The following is a 16342-nucleotide window of genomic DNA, read 5'->3' as shown; positions in this document are numbered from 1 at the left end:
CAGCATGCCTTAAACCGGCGGTAACCTCAACCTGCGCCGTCCAGCCGCGCGGAAAGCGCCAGCAGATCGGCCCAGACCTGCCGTTTCGCCTGGGGCTGTCGCAGCAGGAAGGCCGGGTGCAGGGTCGGCAGGGCAGGGGCCGACAGCCCCCCTTCCGCCAGCCGCCACTCCCGCCACTCGCCACGCATCTTCATGATGCCGTCTTCGGTTTGCAGCACCGACTTGGCCGAGGCCGCCCCCAGCAGAAGCACCGCCTTGGGCTGAAGCAGGGTAAAGGCGCGCTCGACGAAGGGGGCGCAGACGGCCTGTTCCTGCGGGGTCGGGGTGCGATTGCCGGGCGGGCGCCAGAAGACGGTGTTGGTGATGAAGACCTTGTCGGTCAGACCCGCCGCCGCCAGCATCCGGTCCAGCAGCTTTCCGGCCCGGCCGACGAAGGGCTGGCCCAGCCGGTCCTCGTCCGGCCCGGGGCCTTCGCCGATCACCATCACGGCCGCGTTGGGATCGCCGCGTCCGAACACCGACTGGGTCGCGCCCATGCCGCGCAGGGAGCAGCCCTCGAACGCCGCCACCGCCGCCGCCAGATCTTGCAGCGTCGCGGCGTCTGCGGCCAGACGACGCGCCTCGGCGACGGCTTCTTCGGGGGTGTATCCGCCGATGGGAGCGACCACCGAGGCGGTGGCCTTTTGCACCGCCTTTAGGGCCGGAGGCGGGGCCAGATGGGTGTGATCGACCGGCGCATCGCCATAGCAGGCGTCCACCCCCGCATCCCGCCAGAAGGCGAGCAGGCTTTCGACTGCAGCGATGTCATGGGGTTGTGCGTTCATGTCTAAGGTACCGATAGGCCTTGACCGCCCTCGCGTCACCTTCCGATAAGCGGCATAACCACACGAACAAGCTGGATTTCAGGGGAAGACATGGCCGAAGAAGCCATCGAGGGCGGTGCAGAGAACGCCCGCCAGGAAGCGATCATCGACAATCTGCCGCCGCTGGAGGCCCTGGCCGGCGTCGAGCGCGAGGTCATGGAATATGACGTCGTCATCGTCGGCGGCGGCCCCGCCGGCCTGTCGGCGGCCATCCGCCTGAAGCAGCGGGCGGAAAAGGACGGCAAGGAAATCACCGTCGCGGTGCTGGAAAAGGGCGCCGAGGTCGGCGGCCACATCCTGTCGGGCGCCGTGATCGATCCCACGGCGCTGAACGAACTCTTCCCTGACTGGAAGGACCGCGGCGCGCCGCTGGAGACGCCGGTCACCAAGGACAGGTTCCTGGTGCTGGGGCCGCAGGGGGAGGCGTCCCTGCCCATGCCCCTGCTGCCGCCCTTCATGCACAACCACGGCTGCTACATCGCCTCGCTGGGCAATGTGTCGCGCTGGCTGGGTGAGCAGGCCGAGGCCCTGGGCGTCGAAGTCTATCCCGGCATGGCCGCCAGCCACGTCGTCTGGGAAGATCAAACTGGTCGAGTGAAGGGCGTCGTCGCCGGCGTCTTCGGCATCGACCGCGAGGGCAAGCCGACCGGAGATTTCCAGCCGGGCATCGAACTGCACGGCAAATATGTCTTCATCGCCGAGGGCGTGCGCGGCTCCCTGGCCAAGACCATCATCGCCAGACACAAGCTCCAGGACGGCAAGTCGCCCCAGAAATACGGCATTGGCCTGAAGGAACTGTGGCAGGTCCCCGCCGAACAGCACAAGCCCGGCCTGGCCCAGCACACCACCGGCTGGCCGCTGGACGAGCACACCGGCGGCGGCAGCTTCATGTACCATTTCGGCGATCGCTACGTGGCCATCGGCTACGTCGTGCACCTGAACTACAAGAACCCCTTCCTGTCGCCGTTCGACGAGTTCCAGCGCTTCAAGCACCACCCGTCCATCGCCTCGCATCTCGAGGGCGGCACGCGCATCTCCTACGGCGCCCGGGCGATCACCGAGGGCGGGTTGCAGTCGATTCCGAAGCTGTCCTTCCCCGGCGGCGTCCTGATCGGCTGCTCGGCCGGCTTTGTGAACGTGCCCCGCATCAAGGGCAGCCATAATGCGATGAAGACCGGCATGCTGGCCGCCGACGCCGCCTATGACGCGGTTCAGGCCGGACGCGGCGGCGATGAACTGGTCGAATACCAGACCGCCTTCGAAAAGAGCTGGGTCTACAAGGAGCTGTCGGTCGTCCGGAACGCCAAGCCTCTGCTGTCCAAGTTCGGCACCACCCTGGGCGGGGCGCTGAGCATGGTCGATATGTGGTGCAGAACTCTGCTGGGCGGCTGGTCGCCGATCCCGACGCTGCAACACGACAAGACCGACGCCGCCTCGACCGGCCTGGCCTGCGACTATCAGCCGATCACCTATCCCAAGCCGGACGGCAAGCTGTCGTTCGACAAGCTGTCGTCGGTCTTCATCTCCAACACCAACCACGCCGAGGACCAGCCGGCCCACCTGAAACTGCTGGACCCGTCCAAGCCGATCCAGGTCAACCTACCGAAATACGGCGAACCGGCGCGGCTGTACTGCCCGGCTGGCGTCTACGAAGTCGTCTATGCGGACGAGGTCGCCAAGACCGATCCGCGCTTCGTCATCAACGCCCAGAACTGCGTCCACTGCAAAACCTGCGACATCAAGGATCCGTCGCAGAACATCGTCTGGACCACGCCCGAGGGCGGTGGCGGTCCGAACTATCCGAACATGTGAGGCGACGTCTCTAACCCGCTCATCCCGGCGAAAGCCGGGACCCAGATCTGTGGGCGCAAGGCGGTCGAGGTCGAAGGCCGGTGGTCATCCGACGCGCCGAGGATGGGAAAGCACTGGGTCCCGGCTTTCGCCGGGATGAGCGGAGTTGGGGAAGCAACCGTCCGCCCTCTTGCGGGGGCGGGTGAAAGCGTGAAGGGTCGGCGCATGATCGCCTCCCGTTCGCGCCTGTTCGCCGCCTCTCTCACCGTCCTGGCCTTGGCCATCGCCCATGGGGCTGTGGCGCAGGAAACGGGGCCGGCCTCGGCGCCCGTCAATCCTTCGGACGCCCATCCGCCCGCCATCATTCTGGAGCCGGGCCAAACGCCCGACTTGGCGCCTGCTGAGGACGAACCGGAAGACGGCGGGCCTCAAGTCGATTCGCCCGATGGCGACCCCGCGCTGGACATCGTCGTCAACGACGAACCGGCCGCCCCGCCCATCCCCGAGACCTGGTCGCCGATCCCGACCGACGCCCAGGGCCGCAGCGCCTATGGTCTTTATCTCGCCGGTAAACTGGCCCTGATGACGGGGGAGGGGGAGAAGGGCGCCGACTGGCTGGCGCAAGCCAACGCCCTGACGCCCGAACAGCCGCGCGTGCGCGAACAGGCCTTCACCTCGGCCTTGCTCAGCGGGGATCTGGACGTCGCGGCCCGCCTGTCCCCGACCGCCGACGCCTCGCCCGCCTTTACCGAGGGGGGGCGGCTGATCTCGGCCGTTCAGACCTTTGTTCATGGCGACCCCCGCGCCGCCAACGCCGCTCTGGTCGCCCAGCCCATCGCCGCTCCGCACAGCCGCGCCGGCCTGATGGTCGCGCCCTGGATCGCGGCCGCCGCCGGCGACTGGACCCGCGCCCTGGCCGCGCCTCCGACCCAGGGCGATCCCCTGACCCTGGCCTTCGCCCGCCAGAACCGCGCCCTGCTGCTGGAGAAGCGCCGCGACTACGCCGAGGCGGAATCCGAGCTGAAGGCCCTGTCCGACATGCCGACCCTCGGCGTCCTGTTCCATCGCGCCTATGGCGAGTTCCTGGAACGACGTGGCAAGCGGGACGAGGCCTTGGCCGTCTATATTGCTGCTGTTCAGGGCCAGGCGGTCGATCTGGCCACCACCCGCGCCCTGGTGCGGGCGCGCTCCGGTGGTCGTCCCCCTGCCGCGCCGGACTTCCGCCAGGGCGCGGCCCAGGCCCTGACCACGGCCGCCGCCCAGGCCGTGGCCGAGCGCGGTAACGAATTCGCGGTCGTCTATCTGCGCCTCGCCCTGAACCTGCATGAAGACGCGCCCACCCAGATCCAGCTGGCCCAGGTGCTGGACCGGGTTGGGCTGAAGGCTGCGGCTCGCACCACCCTGTCGCGCGTCGGGCCCGAGGACCCGGTCCTCTACGCCAACGCCCGCGCCCAGCTGGCGCTCAATCTGGCCGAAGACGAACAGCTCGACGCCGCCTTGACCGAACTACGCGCCGCCGCTGCGGCCCAGCCGAACGACCCGCGCATCGCCCTGGTGATGGCCAGCCAGCTTCTGCAGCTGGAACAGTATCAGGAGGCGCTGGACCTGCTGAACGGCCCGCTGCTGAACACGGCTAACCAGGGCGCCCAGATCCACTTCCTGCGCGGCGTGGCGCTGGAATCCCTGGAGCGCATCCCCGACGCAGAGGCGGAGCTATGGGCGGCGCACCAGGCGGACCCGAACAACGCCGACACCCTGAACTACCTCGGCTATCTGTGGGTGGACCGGGGGCTGCGGGTCGATCAGGGCGCGGGCCTCCTGGCCCAGGCCCACGCCGCGGATCCCGAGAACGGCAACATCCAGGACTCCCTGGGCTGGGCCCAGTTCAAACAGGGCTATTTCGACACCGCCGTCGTCACTCTGGAGGAGGCGGCCGACAAGGAACCCGCCAACGCCGAAATCAGCGACCACCTGGGCGACGCCTATTGGAAGGTGGGCCGTCGTCGCGAGGCGGTCTGGCTATGGAACCGCGTCCTGAGCCTGGACCCCGAGCCCGAACGCAAGGCCGAGGTCGAACGCAAGATCGCCAACGGCCTGGACGATGCGGCCCCCGCGACCGGCGTGTCGCAGTAGGCGGTCAATGCCCTCCCATTTTCCCATCTTTTCGTCATTCTAGGGCTTGTCCTGCGCAGGCCTAGGATGACGAGGGAGTGTGCTTGAGCGGCGCTCAACCCGCGCTATAGTCGCCTCAACGATAAGACCAAGGGAGCTCTCATGGCCAAGGCCCAAAACCCCGCCACCGCTGACGCTGACGCCGATGCGTCCGCCTATGTCCGGGGCGGGATGCAGATCAATGAACAGGCGACGACGTTCAAACTGTTCATGGACCTGGCCAAGTGGGGCTCGCTGGCCGTGGCCTGTCTGCTGCTGTTCCTGACCCTGTGGTTCCATCCGGGCGGCAGCCTGATGGCGGCTCTGATCGGCACGGTGGTGCTGGGCGTCGTGGGCTTTTTCGCTTTGAAGCCCAAGGCCGACGCCGGTCACTGAGCCTCCGCGCGGAACGGCGAAATAACGGCGCGCTTTGACGGCGCGCTCGGAAGGCGCCTAGTCTCGCGTCCCAGATAAGAACAAGGGGATTCGCTTGGCTGTCGCTATCGCCGTCACCCGTGAACGTCGCGAAGGCGAGACGCGCTGCGCCGTCACGCCTGAGACGGTCAAGAAGCTGATCGCCCTGGGCGCGACTGTCTCGGTCGAGGCCGGGACCGGCCTGGGCTCCTCCATTCCCGACGCGGACTATGTCGCCGCCGGCGCGGCGGTGAAGCCCGACACCCGCGCGGTGCTGGACGGCGCCGACATCGTGCTGAAGGTGCGCGGCCCCACGGCGCAGGAGACCAGCGCGCTGAAGCCCGGCGCGGTGGTCGTCGCTATGCTGGACGCCTGGCGCGACAAGGCCACGGTGGAGGCTCTGAAGGGCGCCAACGCCACCGCCTTCGCCATGGAGTTCGTGCCCCGCATCACCCGCGCCCAGGTCATGGACGTGCTGTCGTCCCAGGCCAATCTGGCCGGCTACCGGGCGGTGATCGAGGCGGCCTACGCCTATGGCAAGGGGTTTCCGATGATGATGACGGCGGCCGGCACGGTCGCCGCCGCCAAATGTTTCGTCATGGGCGTCGGCGTCGCCGGGCTTCAGGCCATCGCCACGGCGCGGCGTCTGGGCGCCGTCGTCACCGCCACCGACGTCCGCCCCGCGACCAAGGAACAGGTCGAGAGCCTGGGCGCCAAATTCCTGGCCGTCGAGGACGAGGAGTTCAAGAACGCCCAGACCGCCGGCGGTTACGCCAAGCCCATGTCGCCCGAGTACCAGGCCAAACAGGCCGAACTGACCGCCAGCCATGTGGTCAAGCAGGACATCGTCATCACCACCGCCCTGATCCCCGGCCGCGCCGCCCCGGTGCTGCTGACGGCGGCCCATGTGGCCTCGATGAAGCCGGGCTCGGTCATCGTCGATCTGGCGGTCGAGGCCGGCGGCAACGTCGAGGGCTCGAAGCTGAACGAGGTCGTAACCACGGCCAACGGCGTGACCATCGTCGGCTGGTCCAACCTGCCCGGCCGCATCGCCGCCGACGCCAGCGCCCTCTACGCCCGCAATCTGACGGCCTTCGTGGGGCTGATGATCAAGGACGGGGTTCTGGCGGTCGATCTGGAGGACGAGATCCTGAAGGCGGCCGTTGTGACGCACGGCGGGGCCGTGGTGCATGAAGGGGTGAGGGGATGATCGGGCATCGCCTGCGCATCGTTTTGCTTGTCTTCATCGCCCTATTTGTGGGTTTGGAAATCGCGCAGTCCGTCGTTTGGATGAAGCACGAAATCGCGCGATCATTCGCCCACGTCGATGGAATACGGAGTCCGATCTGGTTCGGACCTGCCGGAAAAATCCTTCAGGCTATTGTGCAGAGCGCTGTGTTGGTTGCGCTACTCAGCATCGATATGCGTCTCCAAAGGAAGCAATGATGGAACACGTCGATCCCACCGTCTTCCGCCTCGCCATCTTCGTCCTGGCCATCTTCGTCGGCTATTATGTCGTCTGGAGCGTGACGCCGGCCCTGCACACGCCGCTGATGGCCGTGACCAATGCGGTGTCCAGCGTCATCATCGTCGGCGGCCTGATCGCGGCGGCGGCCGTGTCGGGCGACGTCACAGGACCCAGCGCCTGGATCGCCAAGGGCGCGGGCGTGCTGGCCGTGACCCTGGCCAGCGTCAACATCTTCGGCGGTTTCATGGTCACCCGGCGGATGCTGGCCATGTACAAGAAGAAGGAGCGGCCGGCTCCCAAGGGCGCGGCATGACCGACCCCGCCCAGATCGCCATAACCGGCTCCTGGATCGCCACCTGTCTCGGCTTCGGCCTGTGGCTGTACGGCTGGTTCGGGACCAAGGTTCCGATCAAGCGCCAGCGGCTGCACGACTGCGGCATCGCCTTTGTCTTTTCGGCCATTCTGGTCCGGGTCGTGACCCAGGACCGGCCGTTGGGCGTCTTCGAATGGGCCCTGTTCTTCATCGGCCCGCTGTTCATCGCCGCCGCCCTGTGGCGGTTGGCGCGCACGTCTTGAGGGGAGGGGCGTGATGAACGCATCGCTGGCCGCACTGGCCTATCTGGTTTCGGGCGTCCTGTTCATCCTGTCGCTGCGCGGCCTGTCCAGCCCCGAGACCAGCCGTCAGGGCAATACCTTCGGCATGATCGGCATGGCCCTGGCCATCGGCGTGACGCTCCTGACCCTGGGCACCACCGGGGCGCTGGACACCGTAACCCTGGCCCTGATCGCGGGCGGCGTCATCGTCGGCGGCGGGGCCGGAGCCCTGATCGCCCGGCGCGTGGCCATGACCGACATGCCCCAACTGGTCGCCGCCTTTCACAGCCTGGTCGGCATGGCCGCCTGTCTGGTCGCCATCGGCGCCGTCTATGCGCCCGAGGCCTTCGGAATCCTGTCTGAGGACGGGACGGGCATCAAGACCCTGTCGATCATCGAACTCAGCCTGGGCGTCGCCATCGGGGCCATCACCTTCACCGGCTCGGTCATCGCCTTCGCCAAGCTGAACGGCAATATGTCGGGCGCGCCGATCATCCTGCCGGCGCGGCACCTGATCAATGTCGGCCTGGCCCTGGGCCTGGTCTTCCTGATCGGGATTCTGATCGGCACCGGCGGGTCCGCGACCTGGGCCTTCTGGGGCGTCTTCCTGATCGCCCTGGTGCTGGGCGCGACCCTGATCGTCCCCATCGGCGGCGCCGACATGCCCGTGGTGGTGTCGATGCTGAACTCCTATTCCGGCTGGGCGGCGGCGGCGCTTGGCTTCACGCTGGAGAATATCGCCCTGATCATCACCGGCGCCCTGGTCGGGTCGTCGGGGGCGATCCTGAGCTACATCATGTGCAAGGGCATGAACCGCAGCTTCATCAGCGTCATCCTGGGCGGCTTCGGCGGCGCGGACGCGGCGGCCGGTCCCGCCGGCGCCAAGGAGACGCGGCCCGTCAAACAGGGCTCGGCCGAGGACGCCGCCTTCATCATGAAGAACGCCTCCAAGGTCATCATCGTGCCCGGCTACGGCATGGCCGTGGCCCAGGCCCAGCATGCGCTGCGCGAAATGGCCGACAAGCTGAAGGAGGAGGGGGTCGAGGTGAAATACGCCATCCACCCCGTCGCCGGCCGCATGCCGGGCCATATGAACGTCCTGCTGGCCGAGGCCAACGTCCCCTATGACGAGGTGTTCGAGCTGGAGGACATCAACGCCGAGTTCGCCACCGCCGACGTCGCCTTCGTCATCGGCGCCAACGACGTCACCAACCCCGCCGCCAAGACAGACCCGACCAGCGCCATCTACGGCATGCCGATCCTGGACGTGGAAAAGGCCGGGACCGTGCTGTTCATCAAGCGCGGCATGGGCTCGGGCTATGCGGGGGTGGAGAACGAACTGTTCTTCCGCGACAACACGATGATGCTGTTCGCGGATGCGAAGAAGATGGTCGAGGGGATCGTGAAGGGGCTGTGACGCCCCACGCTCGTCATCCTAGGCCTTGTGCCTAGGATCCATAAACACAGGCGTCTCCGCAAGGGGCACGGCTTTGGGCGCCGGGCGTATGGATCCTAGGCACAAGGCCTAGGATGACGGGAAGGGGAGGAGTGCACCCCGATCGGAAGGTTCACGCCGCCTCGCTCGCCGGCCTTAACGTCCCTGCCTCACGCATCAGCCTGTGTGCATTGATCGGATCAATGTCGCAGCCGTTGGGCCAGGTCGGGACGCCCGTCTCGACGAAGACGCGGGCGAAGAAGGCGGAGTCCTTCAAGGGCTCGGTCATCTGCCCCAGGGCCGTGAACTCGCTCAGATCGATGACGCCCAGGGTGTCGTCGTCGAACAGGATTTCCAGTCGGTGGTCGGCCAACGCCCGAACGCGGCGGGCCCGGACCATCTTGATCTCAGTCATCCGACAGACCCTCGATCCTGAACCACCCCACAGCCGTCATCCTAGGGCTTGTGCCTAGGATCCATAAACACAGGCGTCTCCGCAAGGGGCACGGCTTTGGGCGCCGGGCGTATGGATCCTAGGCACAAGGCCTAGGATGACGGGAGGGGGGAGGCTGTCACTCCTCGCCGCCCATCGTCTCGCCGACCGCCGAAACCCCTATCGCCCGGCCCGCACCGGCGCTATCACGCATCCGTGAACGTTCTATCCAAACCCGCCCCCGTCGCCCATCGCCGTTTCGAGGCGCTCGATTCCCTGCGCGGGGTGTGCGCCGTCCTGGTGGTCATGTTCCACATGCCGGTCGCCAGCCATTGGCGGACCTGGGATTTCATCCAGCATGCCTATCTGTTCGTCGATTATTTCTTCGTCCTGTCGGGCTTCGTCATCGCCCATGCCTATGCCGAGCGGCTGAAGACCGGGGCGGACGCCGGGCGGTTCATGGTGCGGCGATTCGGGCGGATCTGGCCGATGCACGTACTGATGCTGGCGGCCTATGTCGGGCTGGAGCTGGCGCGGCTGGCCTTCCATTTCGATAGTGCGGCGCCGTTTACCGGGGACCGGTCGGTGTGGGCCATCTTCACCAATCTGGCCCTGGTTCAGGCCTGGCACGTCCATCCGCATCTGACCTGGAACGGGCCGTCCTGGACGCTGAGCGCGGAATGGGCCTGCTATCTGATCTTCGCCGGCCTTGTGCTGGTCGCGCCGAAGCGGTTCCGTTGGATCGGCCTGGTCCTGGCCATCGTCGGCGGGGTTCTGGTGGTCAGCTACGCCCGGCGCTGGATGAACACCACCTATGACTTCGCCGTGCCCCGCGCCGTCTATGGCTTCTTCCTGGGCTGCCTGTTGCAGGGTCTATGGATGAACATCCCGCGCCTGAAGGGCCTGGCCGCCACGGGGCTGGAGATCGCGGCCATTGTCGCGGTCTGTGTTTTCGTGGCCTGGGCCCAGGGGCCGGTGACGGTGGCCGTGACCCTGGTCTTCGTGGTCCTGGTCTGGGTGTTCGCAGGCGAGGAGGGACGGGTGTCGCGGCTGCTGGACCACCCGGCCCTGGTGACCCTGGGGCGCTGGTCCTTCTCCATCTACATGGTCCACATGTTCATCCTTACGGTGATGCTGATCATCGCACGCAAGCTGGACTGGCTGCCCGGCGGGCGGCGCGTCGATTTCGGCTCGGTCTGGCTGAACGACCTGTTTGCGCTCGGCCTGTTCGGCTTCATCGTCGTGGTCGCGGTCGTGGCCCACAATCGGGTCGAACGCCCGGCCCAGCGCCTGATCGACCGCTGGACCAAGCCCAAGGCCGCCTGACGAAGACAGCCTGAACTCAGGCCGCCATCAGCCAGGGCGTTTCCGCCGGGTCCGACCGCGCCTCGTCCCACAGGGCGTCCTCGTCCGAATAGCGGGCGATGGCGGCGGCGGAGATGACGTCCACCACCTGTTCCTCCAGCCGATCCCAGATGACGGCCAGGTCCGACGATCCGTCGGCCTCGCACGGGACGATCAGATAGCGGTTGGCGTTGACGGCGTGGGTAGGTTGGAAACGAGCCATTTGATGATCTCCTGAAGCGGTCGGCCTCTTGTCGATGATTATGTTATGGCGCACTGATGCGTCAGAAACGGACGTATCATTCAGGAGCGAAGGTGAGACACGACAAGGCGGCCATGGTGATCGACCTGGCGCGGCGGCTGGCCGCCAGCGCCGAAGGCCTGACCCTGGACGAGATGGCGCGCGACATGCGGGTCAGCCGCCGCACCGCCGAGCGGATGCGCGACGCCGTCTTCATGCTGTTCCCCACGGTGGAGGAGGTGTCGGACCCGCCGTCCAAACGCTGGCGCATCCGCGGCGGGCTGTCGGCCTTCGAACAGGCGCCGACGTCCACCGAGATGCTGGAACTGTCCAAGGCGGCCACGGCCCTGCGCGCGGCGGGCGAACCGGCGCGGGCGGCGGCGTTGGAGGGGCTGGAGCGCAAGCTGAAGGCGGCGATGCGCTCGACCACCCTGAACCGGATGGCGCCGGACCTGGAGGCCCTAGTCCGGGCCGAGACCATCGCCGTCCAGGCGGGGCCGCGTCCGTCTGCCGACGAAGGCCTGCTGACCGCCATTCGCGGGGCGGTGCTGGCGCAACAGCCGCTGGGCTTCACCTATTCCCGGCCGGGGGCCGAACCGCGCAGGCGTACCGTCGCGCCGTGCGGTGTCATGTTCGGCCGCGCCAACTATCTGGTCGCCGCCGACCGCGAGACCGGCCGTATCCAGACCTTCCGCCTGGACCGGATGAGCAGCGTCGCCCCACAGGACGGGGTGGCGATCCCGCCCGCCGACTTCGACCTGGGTGTCTTCGCCAGCCAGTCGTTCGGCATCTATCAGGACGAGATCGAGGACGTGGTTCTGCGCATCGCCCCCGAGGGCGCGGCCGAGGCCAAGAGCTGGCGCTGGCACCCGACCCAGACGTTCGAGGATCAGGCGGACGGCGGCGTGATCGTGCGGTTCCGGGCGTCCGGCATGCGCGAACTGGCCTGGCACCTGTTCACCTGGGGCGAACAGGCGGTGATCCTGGCGCCCGAGCGGCTGAAGGCGGTCATGGCCGGGGAACTGGCGGCGGCCGGGCGCGCTCTGGACGCGGCCCGCGGATGAACGAAGGCTTAAGGTGACGCTGTCGCCAGTCGTCGCTATGGCCGCCATGACCTATCGGAGAGCTTCATGCGTCTGAAGACGGCCCTCATCTGCGCGGGCTTCATCGGCCTTTCGGCAGTCACAGCCTGCGCCTCGCCCGCCGTCGTGGGATCTCAAGACTGGGTCGCGGCCGAGGACGGCCGCGTCGCCGTGACCGTTCAACGCGACGGCGTCCGCTGGACCGCCGACTATCGGATGGATCGCGACGCTCCGGCCTGGGCCTTCTTCCGGTCGGCTCTGCTGCGCGAGAGCCGCCAGCCGTGGCGACCGGCCTGGTGGCGGGTGGAGACGCCGGGCGTGGTGCTGGAGCGGATCGGCGACTATGACGTGCTGCGTTCGATCGACGGCGGGCCTGTGCCGCGCGACGTCCGCATCGTCATGACGCCGCGCCCTGGCGATCTGGAGGCCGAATATGATCCGGCCCTGGTGTTTTCGGACGGAACGGTGGCGCTGTTTTCCGGTCAGTTCGACGTCATCCCGCTGGAGTCCGCCGCCGCCGCCCGCGCCCTGCCGCGCGATCTGAACGGCGTCGATGTGCCCGGCGGTCCGGCCAGCGTGACCTGGCGCGACCGCGCCGGCCCCGTCCTGTTCAAGGGCGAGCGAGCGCCCCAGGTCACGGCGGTGGACGCCCAGACCTATGTCCTGTTCGGCGACGCGACGACGCGCCAGGGGGACGGGATCACCACTGTCATCGACCCCGGCCTGCCGCGTTGGCTGGGCGATGAACTGGCCGGCTTCACCCCCCGCGTCATGGCCTATTACGCCCAGCGCCTGGGTCGGGCCCAGGGCGAGGCGCCGACCCTGATGGTCAGCTGGACCGGCCCGACCAAGGCCCTGTCCAGCATGGGGGGCAGCGTCCTGCCGGGCCTGATCTCGATGAATTTCGAAGGGGAGGGGGTGATGAACCCCGACGCCCAGGCCCTGGCCCGCGCCCACTGGTTCATCGGCCACGAGGCGGCCCATTTCTGGCTGGGCTCGCAGGGGCTGCGTTACCAGTACGCCCGCGAGGCCTGGATCACCGAAGGCGGCGCCGACCTGATGGCGGTGCGGGCCCTGAAGGCCATCGATCCCGCCTATGACGACCGGGCCGAACTGCAGCGCGAGGTGGACGACTGCATCACCCTGGCGGCGGGCAAGGCCGTGTCCTCGGCCGGGGACCGGGGCGAGAACCGCGCCTACTACGCCTGCGGCGCCGTATGGGGCCTGGTCATTGAGGCGGCGGAGCGACGCGCGGGCGGGGGCGACTTCTTCGACGTGGTCGCCGATTTTCAACGCCGCGACAATGACGACGGCGTGCTGAGCCGCGACGAATGGCTGGGCGCCCTGACGCGTCTGTCGCGCGACCCGACCCTGGCCAACGACATCTCGACCATGCTGGACCAGGGCGTCGTCACCCCCTCGGCCGTGATCGCCCGCCTGTTCCAGCGCACCGGCGTGGCCTTCCGCCTCGACAACGGCCGGGTGATCCTGACCTGAGGGTTTGACGCGGATCAAGGCGGGCGGGGGGCGAAGGGCGCATCCAGGTTGTGGCAACAAGGAGCATCGCCATGACCTATGCGAGCCTGATGGTCTATGTGGACGACGAGGCCGACAATGTCGCGCGGATAGGCTTCGCGCGCGACCTCGCCGCCATTCATGACGCGACCCTGATCGGGATATCCGTCAGCGAGCCGGAGCCGCCCCTGGTGGACGCCTATGTCGCCGGCGGCATGGCCGGCGAGATACTGACCCTGCGGCGGGATCAGGCGGACGGCGAACTGTCCGCCGCCAAGGCCCGGTTCCTCGAGGCGATGAAGGACACGGGCCTGGAGCACGAGTGGCGCGCAGAGACCGGCTATCCCGCCTCATGCGTCTCGCACCATGCCCGCGCCGCAGACCTGATCCTGGTGGGGCGTGACGCCGGGCGTCTGCCCTATCGCGCGCCGGACGCGGGCGACCTGATCATGAATGTCGGCCGGCCGGTCCTGGTCGCCCCGCCTCACGCCCAGGCGGCGCCGGTCGACGGCGTCGTACTGGTGGCCTGGAAGGAAGGCCGCGAGGCCCAGCGCGCCGTCGCCGCCGCCCTGCCGCTGCTGAAACAGGCGCGTGAGGTCAAGGTGGTTGAAATCTGCGCCTCGGCCGATGTGGCCGCCGCCGCTGCGCGCGTCGCCGATGTCGCCGCATGGCTGCGACGCCACGGCGTCATCGCCGAAAGCGAGGCCAAGGTGCGGGATGAACGTCCGGCGGGCGACCGTATCCTGGCCCTGGTCGAACAAATGGGCGCCAATCTGATCGTCTCTGGCGCCTGGGGCCATTCGCGGATGCGGGAATGGGTGCTGGGCGGCGTCACCCAGGCCCTGCTGAATCGCAGCCAATCCTGGCTGCTGCTGAGCCACTGAGGTCTTAGCGGTCTTCGCGAGCGTGGAAGATGCGGGCGACGACGACGGCGTCCGCATCGACGCGGTATTGGATGACGTAGCCGCTATCGCCGAAGGGGATGTAGAGGTGGCGTAGACCGTCCAGGTCGATCCCGATCATCGGTGTGTCCGCCAGCCGGCCTATGGACCTGGTGATGATATGGCCTGCTCGTCGGGCGGCGTTTGGATTGACGCCCCGCAGAAAGCCGATGACCCGTCGGCGATCCTGAATCGCATCGGGCGACAGCCGTATCTTCAAGCCTTGGCCTTCAACATGGCCTCGATCTCAGCCTCGAAATCCGCCGCCCACTCCTCGAAATCGATGAACTTGCCGGTGCGGTCGTACTCAGTCAGCCGACGTTTGGCCTCGGTGGTGTCGTAAGGCATGGTCGGAGGACAAAGCTCTGGGCTGTCCACGATGAAGGCGGCGTCCTTCTCTCGAACTTCGAAGTCGCCGGAAGCGTCGTCACGCCCGCTTGCGAGCGCCCGATCCAGAACCGCGACGGCATAGGCCTCCGGCGTCAGGCCCGCCGCGCGCGCAGCGGCCTTGAGCCGCTCAAGCGCCTCTTCGGTCAGGGGAAGGGTCAGGACGTGATCGGCCATAACCGCATCATGTCACAACTATGAGTAGCTGTGAACTCATGTCGCCGCGAACGGATAGGGGCTGACCGACTTGGACCAGTCGTCCACGGCGAGCGGCCGGTCAACGGGTGCGGCGGCGCGTTCGGCGCAGGGGTGGCGGTGGCACAGGCGGCAGGCCGGGCCGATGGGCGTGACCTCGGGCTGCTCCAGATCCAGGCCGTGGGCATAGGCCAGGCGGGGCGCGTGGCGCAGTTCGCAGCCCAGGCCGACGGCCAGGTCGTGGGCGTCGCCATAGCCGTCCTGGCCCTGGCGTTCGACCGTGCGGGCGAAGGTGAACCAGCGGCCGCCGGGCTTTCCGTCCTGGGCGGGCGTCTCGATGATCTGGGTGATGATCCGGCCCGGCGTGCGGAAGGCGGAGTGCAGCCGCCAGCGAGGGCAGGCGCCGCCGAAGCGCGAAAAGGGAAAGGCCCCCGCCGCATAGCGTTTGGAGATATTCCCTGCCTGGTCCACCCGCATCAGGAAGAAGGGCACGCCCCGCGCCGTCGGCCGCGACAGGGTCGTCAACCGATGCGCCGCCTGTTCATAGCTGACCCCGAACCGGGCCTGGAGCCGCGCCAGGTCATAGCCGGTCTCCTCCGCCGTGCGTTGGAAGGCGGCGTAGGGCATCAGGATGGCTGCCGCCAGGGTGTTGGTCAGGGCCACCTTCAGCAGGGATCGCGTCGGTGCGTCCGGGGCGTTCGCGACCTGGACCATGTCGTTCAGGGCCGGGCCCTGCTCGGCCAGGGCCAGCTGATAGGCGATGGCGAAGGCGCGCGACGACGGCCCCAGGGTCTCGGACAGCAGCAGGCGGCGGCGATGCAGGTCGTAGCGGCGGGTCCATTCCACCATGACCTCGGCCGGCAGGGTGCGGACGCCCAGGTCGTGTTTCGCCGCCAGCCGCTGGCGGGCGGCGGGTTCGAACCCGTCGGCGTGGGCGGGCGCCTCGGCCGCCAGGGCCTCGGCCAGGGCCTCGCCCATCTGGTCCAGTTCGGGGAAGTGGTTGCCGCGCGACTGGATGTATTCGCGCACCCATTCGGCCGGGCTGGTCTCGACCAGGCCTTCGCCGGTCTCGGCGGCGGCGCGGGCCCGGGTGCGGCCGTCGTCAAAGGCCTGATACAGGCGCAGCAATGCGTCGGCGACACCCGGCGCCTCCTCCAGCAGTTGCACCAGTTCGTGACGGGGGAGGGGTAGGCCCTTGAACAGGGGGTCGGCCAGAACCTCGCCCAGCCGCGCCTCGTTCGCCGCCCCACCCTGGTTCAGGCTGCGCAGGTCGACGTCATAGGTGTCGGCCAGGCGCAGCAGCAGCTGGGCCGAAACGGGGCGCTGGTTGCGTTCTATGTGATTGAGATAGCTGGGCGAAACGCCCAGGTCGGCCGCCATCGACGTCTGGGTCAGGGCCAGGTCGCGCCGCAGCCGCTTCAGCCGGGCGCCGAGGAAGAGCTTGCGATCGGCGGAGGCGTCCATGGTCGCAGAATGTCATAACATGAC

Annotated in this window: 18 protein-coding genes; 12 read left to right on the top strand and 6 right to left on the bottom strand. The window is 68.0% G+C overall.

What is annotated here, in order from left to right; all coding sequences use genetic code 11:
- Positions 1-26: 26 nt before the first annotated feature.
- Entirely contained in the window at positions 27-824 is a 798-nt protein-coding gene (locus ACW177_RS13155) for a uracil-DNA glycosylase (RefSeq protein WP_492026138.1), read from the bottom strand.
- Positions 825-1019: 195 nt separating this feature from the next.
- Between ACW177_RS13155 and ACW177_RS13150 the strand changes: the two genes are divergently transcribed.
- From ACW177_RS13150 to ACW177_RS13115, 8 genes are all read left to right on the top strand, one after another.
- On the top strand, positions 1020-2675 hold the full coding sequence (locus tag ACW177_RS13150) for an electron transfer flavoprotein-ubiquinone oxidoreductase (protein ID WP_492028122.1): 1656 nt from the start codon (positions 1020-1022) through the stop codon (positions 2673-2675).
- A gap of 204 nt (positions 2676-2879) precedes the next feature.
- The gene (locus ACW177_RS13145; protein ID WP_492026137.1) at positions 2880-4787 is read left to right on the top strand and encodes a tetratricopeptide repeat protein; all 1908 of its coding nucleotides are present in this window, start codon (positions 2880-2882) and stop codon (positions 4785-4787) included.
- A 141-nt stretch (positions 4788-4928) separates the two neighbouring features.
- Positions 4929-5201, top strand: a complete 273-nt coding sequence (locus tag ACW177_RS13140; protein WP_492026136.1) for an aa3-type cytochrome c oxidase subunit IV — start codon at positions 4929-4931, stop codon at positions 5199-5201.
- A 94-nt stretch (positions 5202-5295) separates the two neighbouring features.
- Complete coding sequence (locus ACW177_RS13135; RefSeq protein ID WP_492026135.1) at positions 5296-6429, top strand: Re/Si-specific NAD(P)(+) transhydrogenase subunit alpha; 1134 nt, start codon at positions 5296-5298, stop codon at positions 6427-6429.
- Entirely contained in the window at positions 6426-6665 is a 240-nt protein-coding gene (locus ACW177_RS13130) for a hypothetical protein (RefSeq protein WP_492026134.1), read from the top strand. The genes ACW177_RS13135 and ACW177_RS13130 overlap by 4 nt, the downstream gene beginning before the upstream one ends.
- Complete coding sequence (locus tag ACW177_RS13125) at positions 6665-7000, top strand: NAD(P) transhydrogenase subunit alpha part 2 (RefSeq protein ID WP_492028121.1); 336 nt, start codon at positions 6665-6667, stop codon at positions 6998-7000. Before ACW177_RS13130 ends, ACW177_RS13125 begins: the two co-directional genes overlap by 1 nt.
- Positions 6997-7263, top strand: a complete 267-nt coding sequence (locus tag ACW177_RS13120; protein ID WP_492026133.1) for a hypothetical protein — start codon at positions 6997-6999, stop codon at positions 7261-7263. Before ACW177_RS13125 ends, ACW177_RS13120 begins: the two co-directional genes overlap by 4 nt.
- Positions 7264-7276: 13 nt before the next feature.
- The gene (locus ACW177_RS13115) at positions 7277-8698 is read left to right on the top strand and encodes an NAD(P)(+) transhydrogenase (Re/Si-specific) subunit beta (protein ID WP_492026132.1); all 1422 of its coding nucleotides are present in this window, start codon (positions 7277-7279) and stop codon (positions 8696-8698) included.
- A gap of 151 nt (positions 8699-8849) precedes the next feature.
- Here ACW177_RS13115 and ACW177_RS13110 read toward each other — a convergent pair whose 3' ends face one another.
- Entirely contained in the window at positions 8850-9131 is a 282-nt protein-coding gene (locus tag ACW177_RS13110) for a DUF2442 domain-containing protein (protein ID WP_492026131.1), read from the bottom strand.
- 234 nt (positions 9132-9365) lie between these two features.
- Here ACW177_RS13110 and ACW177_RS13105 point away from each other — a divergent pair, with 234 nt between their 5' ends.
- Positions 9366-10475: an acyltransferase family protein gene (locus tag ACW177_RS13105; protein WP_492026130.1), complete on the top strand. Its 1110-nt coding sequence runs from the start codon at positions 9366-9368 to the stop codon at positions 10473-10475.
- Between the two features lie 16 nt (positions 10476-10491).
- Here the strand turns inward: ACW177_RS13105 and ACW177_RS13100 are convergent, their stop codons facing one another.
- On the bottom strand, positions 10492-10716 hold the full coding sequence (locus ACW177_RS13100) for a hypothetical protein (RefSeq protein ID WP_267515756.1): 225 nt from the start codon (positions 10714-10716) through the stop codon (positions 10492-10494).
- A gap of 92 nt (positions 10717-10808) precedes the next feature.
- On the opposite strand from ACW177_RS13100, the gene ACW177_RS13095 reads away from it, so the two are divergent.
- From ACW177_RS13095 to ACW177_RS13085, 3 genes are all read left to right on the top strand, one after another.
- A complete protein-coding gene (locus tag ACW177_RS13095) occupies positions 10809-11798 on the top strand; it encodes a helix-turn-helix transcriptional regulator (RefSeq protein ID WP_492026129.1) in 990 nt (329 codons plus the stop codon).
- Positions 11799-11864: 66 nt separating this feature from the next.
- Positions 11865-13313 carry a hypothetical protein gene (locus ACW177_RS13090; RefSeq protein ID WP_492026128.1) on the top strand — a complete coding sequence of 483 codons (1449 nt, stop codon included), beginning with the start codon at positions 11865-11867 and terminating at the stop codon, positions 13311-13313.
- Positions 13314-13384: 71 nt separating this feature from the next.
- Positions 13385-14215: a universal stress protein gene (locus ACW177_RS13085; protein WP_492026127.1), complete on the top strand. Its 831-nt coding sequence runs from the start codon at positions 13385-13387 to the stop codon at positions 14213-14215.
- A gap of 4 nt (positions 14216-14219) precedes the next feature.
- On the opposite strand, the gene ACW177_RS13080 is transcribed toward ACW177_RS13085, so the two are convergent.
- Genes ACW177_RS13080 through ACW177_RS13070 form a run of 3 tightly spaced genes read right to left on the bottom strand, consistent with a single transcriptional unit; the run spans position 14220 to position 16318 of the window.
- On the bottom strand, positions 14220-14492 hold the full coding sequence (locus ACW177_RS13080; RefSeq protein ID WP_492026126.1) for a type II toxin-antitoxin system RelE/ParE family toxin: 273 nt from the start codon (positions 14490-14492) through the stop codon (positions 14220-14222).
- Positions 14489-14836 carry a hypothetical protein gene (locus ACW177_RS13075; protein WP_492026125.1) on the bottom strand — a complete coding sequence of 116 codons (348 nt, stop codon included), beginning with the start codon at positions 14834-14836 and terminating at the stop codon, positions 14489-14491. The genes ACW177_RS13080 and ACW177_RS13075 overlap by 4 nt, the downstream gene beginning before the upstream one ends.
- A 36-nt stretch (positions 14837-14872) precedes the next feature.
- Entirely contained in the window at positions 14873-16318 is a 1446-nt protein-coding gene (locus ACW177_RS13070; protein WP_492026124.1) for a helix-turn-helix domain-containing protein, read from the bottom strand.
- Positions 16319-16342 lie beyond the last annotated feature (24 nt).

It is taken from the genome of Brevundimonas sp. AVps23W (assembly GCF_058681395.1).
Note: the sequence above shows the minus strand (reverse complement) of the source record. Positions and strands in the feature narration are given on the sequence as shown.